The sequence below is a fragment of the Novipirellula sp. genome (assembly GCF_041583735.1).
Taxonomy (GTDB): Bacteria; Planctomycetota; Planctomycetia; order Pirellulales; family Pirellulaceae; genus Novipirellula.
In genome coordinates this window covers 1-4,237 of the sequence record NZ_JBFHFD010000718.1, presented here as the reverse complement: position 1 = coordinate 4,237, position 4,237 = coordinate 1, and the positions used below count along the sequence as shown (strand labels likewise).

Here is a 4,237-nt window from a genome sequence, read left to right as displayed (position 1 = left end):
TCCAAGTCGTGGCTCCCTGCCATTTGTGCATCGATTCGTTTTGACGCATGGCAAGGGTCTGCCTAAATAACAACTCAAATTTCTGTCCTGATAGACGAAAGGTGTCACGGAGATGGCGACTGCCACCAAGAAGAACTCGAAGATTCGCTTGCAACCCCTCGGCGAACGTATCGTGATCCAACGTGAAGAGAGCGAGCAGATGACGGCTGGCGGCATCGTGCTGCCCGATTCGGCTCAAGAAAAACCAGCTCGCGGCACCGTCGTGGCTGTCGGCAACGGCAAATTGCTCGACGATGGAACCCGCGCCGCTTGCCAACTGAAGCCTAACGAAAAGGTTCTATTCAGCAGCTACGCTGGCGAGAACATCGAAGTCGACGGCGTCGAATACCTGCTGATGCGTGAAGACGACGTCTTGGCTGTTATCGAGTAATCTCCCGGTCGAAACCAAGCCGGTAAAACAAAACAATCCCTCGAAAAACTGGAACAACATCTCCCATGCCAAAGATTATTGCCTACGACCAGGAAGCTCGCGAAGCGATCCGCCGCGGTGTTTCCAAATTGGCTCGCACCGTCAAGGTCACTCTCGGTCCTAAGGGCCGCAACGTTATCTTGCAAAAGAGCTTCGGAAGCCCGACGGTCACCAAAGACGGTGTTACCGTTGCCAAGGAAATCGAACTTGAAGACGTCTATGAAAACATGGGCGCTCAAATGGTTCGCGAAGTCGCAAGCCGCACCAGCGACGTTGCGGGCGACGGAACCACGACCGCGACCGTGATGGCCGAAGCGATCTTCAACGAAGGCCTCAAAGCTGTCGTGGCGGGCGTGAACCCCGTGCAGTTGAAGTCGGGTATCGAGCGAGCGGTTTCGGATTTGACCGAAAAATTGCACTCGATGGCGACCAAGGTCAAAGACAAAGAAGCAATGGCAAACGTTGCCACGATCGCCAGCAACAATGACCGAGAAATCGGAAACTTGCTTGCCGACGCGATGAGCAAGGTGGGCAAGGACGGCGTCATCACCGTCGACGAAGGCAAGAGCCTTCACACCGAGCAAGAGTGGGTCGAGGGGATGCAGTTTGATCGCGGCTACTTGTCGCCTTACTTCGTCACCGATTCGGCAACAATGGAAGCCGTACTCGAAGACGCTTACATCTTGGTTTTCGAAAAGAAGATCAGCAACATCAAGGACATGGTTCCGATGTTGGAAAAGGTGGTTCAACAAGGCAAGCCTTTGTTGATCATCGCCGAAGACGTCGACGGCGAAGCATTGGCCACTTTGGTCATCAACCGTCTGCGTGGCACATTCGCAGTGGCCGCCGTGAAGGCTCCTGGCTACGGCGATCGTCGCAAAGCAATGATGGAAGACATCGCAATCCTGACCGGCGGTCAAGCGATCTTCGAAGCGTTGGGTGTCAAGCTCGAAAGCGTTGACCTGCCACAACTTGGCCGCGCCAAGAAGGTCATCATCGACAAAGACAACACCACGATCATCGAAGGTGCTGGCAAGAGCTCGGACATCAAGGCGCGTATCGACCAGATCCGCCGCGAGATCGAACTGAGCACCAGCGACTACGACAAAGAAAAGCTCGAAGAGCGTTTGGCCAAATTGGCTGGCGGTGTTGCCAAGGTCAACGTCGGTGCTGCGACCGAAAGCGAAATGAAAGAGAAGAAGGCTCGCGTCGAAGACGCCCTTCACGCTACCCGTGCTGCGGTTGAAGAAGGCATTCTGCCGGGCGGTGGCGTGGCTCTGCTTCGTGCATCAAGCAAGGTCAAACCTGGCGACGATCTGAACGAAGATCAAATCGTCGGCTACAACATTGTCCTTCGCGCTTGCCGCGCTCCGATCACCATGATCTCGGAAAACGCCGGCCAAGACGGCGGGATCGTTTGCGAGAAGGTTGTCGGCATGAAGAACAACGAAGGCTACAACGCCCTCACCGACACCTACGAAGACCTCGTCAAAGCGGGCGTCATCGACCCCACCAAGGTAACCCGAACTGCACTTGGCAATGCTGCGAGTGTTGCAACGTTGCTGTTGACAAGCGACGCGTTGGTAGCCGAGAAGCCGACTGCGAAGAAAGCAGGCGGTCACGGCGGCGATCACGACATGTACTAGTGTCACCCGATCGAAAGATCAACGCTTCATCATAGAGCGACCGGCGGAGCAATCCGCCGGTCGTTTTTTTTGCGCCGACCCAAAAGGGGGGACGCCATTACACTGCCCACGGTCGCGGATTCGCTGCCCTTGTCCTGGTTACAAATAAATTTCTCTTGATCTGGCCAGCTAACTATACTAGATGTTGAAACAGGCCGCGAAACCCTCGCGTCCCCTTCCGATGCTCTAAATATCGCGGAGGCTAAGATGAAGCCAGGTCCGAACGAGAATCCGTCCCCGGAACACTCGACTATCGAGCGTTTCTTTGCGGGTCTAAGTGAGTGCATCTTTTTGTCGAAGTTAGGCGTCGCCGACGTCCAATTGGTCGACTATCTCAGCGAGTTGCTGTTGCGATTCGTCCGTGTCGAATCGTTGCACCGTGTGCGACGTCCTAATGGAAAGCCGGCAACCGAGGTTTTTCAGATGGTTGTCGAAGCCGATCGTCGCGTCGGAATTGCTCGCCGCGAGGTCCATCGTCACATCGGCGATTTCACGCTGTTCTGGTCGGGGATGTATCCGGAAAGTCTGCGAAAAATACAACCCGAAACCTCTCCTGATGGCTTCGTCGACTACTGTCGTCAAGGCAAACGCGCCTATGCGATCGCCGCGGAAATCGAAGGGGGCGAAGACCGTCCATCCTGCGATTTGCTGTATCGATTGAGTGAACAGTTTGAACTGTGCGCCTATGGGCTCCGCGAGGTTCGCCGCGAAATCGAAGAAGGAGAGCAGGGCGGAAATCTACTGATCACTTGATATCTCGCGAGCCCGAAACCTGCTGAACTGCCTCGGTTTGCCCGCTCTGCTTGCACAAACCGCTTGCACAAACCGACCGCAAGCGGAATCGCGGTTAGCAGTCCCATTTCATTCGGTCCGCCGCGACGCGACTGGGGCGAAAATCCGCCCTTGCAAACCGGGGGAGGTACCGCACCCCACACGCTGCGAAGGTTGTTTATAATCGGGAACGATCGTTCCTCTTTTGAAACAACATCGTGCCAGACGACAATCCAACAGCCCCATCCAGCGATAAATCAAGCGGCGATCCCCTTGCTAATGCGGCGTGGAATTTGCCTGCGGCACTACTGAAATGCGCTGCGATCGCCGTGCTGATCGGAACCCCCTGGTTGTATCCCAACTGGTTTTTGGTGGGCACCCTTGGCTGGGTCGCGCTGATTTTGTTCGCAGCGCGCCGACGGAGACTGATGGCAACGGCGGGTTCGTTTTTGGTCGGGATGATCTCGCTCGGGATCGCATTCCACTGGGCTCCCAAGTCGATCTCGAGCACGACAAACCTATCCGAAACGATGTCACATGTCGTGTTTCTAGGGCTAGTTGGCTGGGAATCGTTGGCCTTTGCAATGCTGGGGTATTCGGCGAGCGCGTTGTCGCGACAACCGACGACCGCAGAAGCCGATTCATCACGTGGGCGAAGTTGGTTGTGGTTGTTGGTCCCTATTTGGGTTGCGATCGAGTTTTTTCATCCTCAGATTTTCGGTTGGTCACTCGCCCACACCGTATTGGCGTACTTACGCCTCATCCAGATTGCGGAGGTGACGGGAACGTCGGGAGTCGCATTTTTGGTGATGCTGGCAACCGTGTCACTCGCACGCCTAGGACTGCATCATGAGTGTCGGCGTGATTGGATCGAATTTGGCATGGGCGCATCGCTGATTGCGATCGCTTGCATGGCAGGGCAATGGCGAGCGTCGCAGTGGCAAGACCTTGCTGGGCAAGCCGATTCGATTCGAGTGGCCGCAGTGCAAGTGGATCCCAGCAAGATGGGCAGCGTCAGCGAAATGCAACGGATGTCTCGCTCGGCGCCCCCGCCAATCGATTTGTACATTTGGCCCGAGTCATCGCTGGGGCACTACCATATTTCGCTAGAAGATTTTCGCGATGAAGTCCAAACCGCGATGAATTCCGAAGCTCCTAATCCGGCAATCGATCCCTTTCCAGGCGTTCCAAGCGAATTGTTAGCGGGCGGAAAAACCTACGATGACGGCGGACGCGACCAAGGGCCGTACAAAAACACCGCGTTCCTGATTGACTCGACCAAATCCATTCGCTCGCGGTATGTCAAACGCAG

At 55.6% G+C, this 4,237-nt stretch carries 4 protein-coding genes; all 4 read left to right on the top strand.

Going from position 1 to position 4,237, the window contains the following annotated elements:
* Positions 1-112 precede the first annotated feature (112 nt).
* A complete protein-coding gene (groES, locus tag ABX962_RS31570) occupies positions 113-430 on the top strand; it encodes a co-chaperone GroES (RefSeq protein WP_008699031.1) in 318 nt (105 codons plus the stop codon).
* A gap of 65 nt (positions 431-495) precedes the next feature.
* Positions 496-2,115 carry a chaperonin GroEL gene (gene groL, locus ABX962_RS31565; RefSeq protein WP_008699029.1) on the top strand — a complete coding sequence of 540 codons (1,620 nt, stop codon included), beginning with the start codon at positions 496-498 and terminating at the stop codon, positions 2,113-2,115.
* Positions 2,116-2,361: 246 nt separating this feature from the next.
* Positions 2,362-2,907: a hypothetical protein gene (locus ABX962_RS31560; protein ID WP_372725565.1), complete on the top strand. Its 546-nt coding sequence runs from the start codon at positions 2,362-2,364 to the stop codon at positions 2,905-2,907.
* Between the two features lie 236 nt (positions 2,908-3,143).
* Positions 3,144-4,237: hypothetical protein (locus tag ABX962_RS31555; protein WP_372725563.1), on the top strand; the 1,094-nt coding region annotated here is incomplete at its 3' end.

Coding starts and splice junctions, on each gene's coding strand:
- groES (WP_008699031.1), top strand. CDS start 113: ATGGCGACTGCCACCAAGAAGAACTCGAAGATTCGCTTGCAACCCCTC.
- groL (WP_008699029.1), top strand. CDS start 496: ATGCCAAAGATTATTGCCTACGACCAGGAAGCTCGCGAAGCGATCCGC.
- ABX962_RS31560 (WP_372725565.1), top strand. CDS start 2,362: ATGAAGCCAGGTCCGAACGAGAATCCGTCCCCGGAACACTCGACTATC.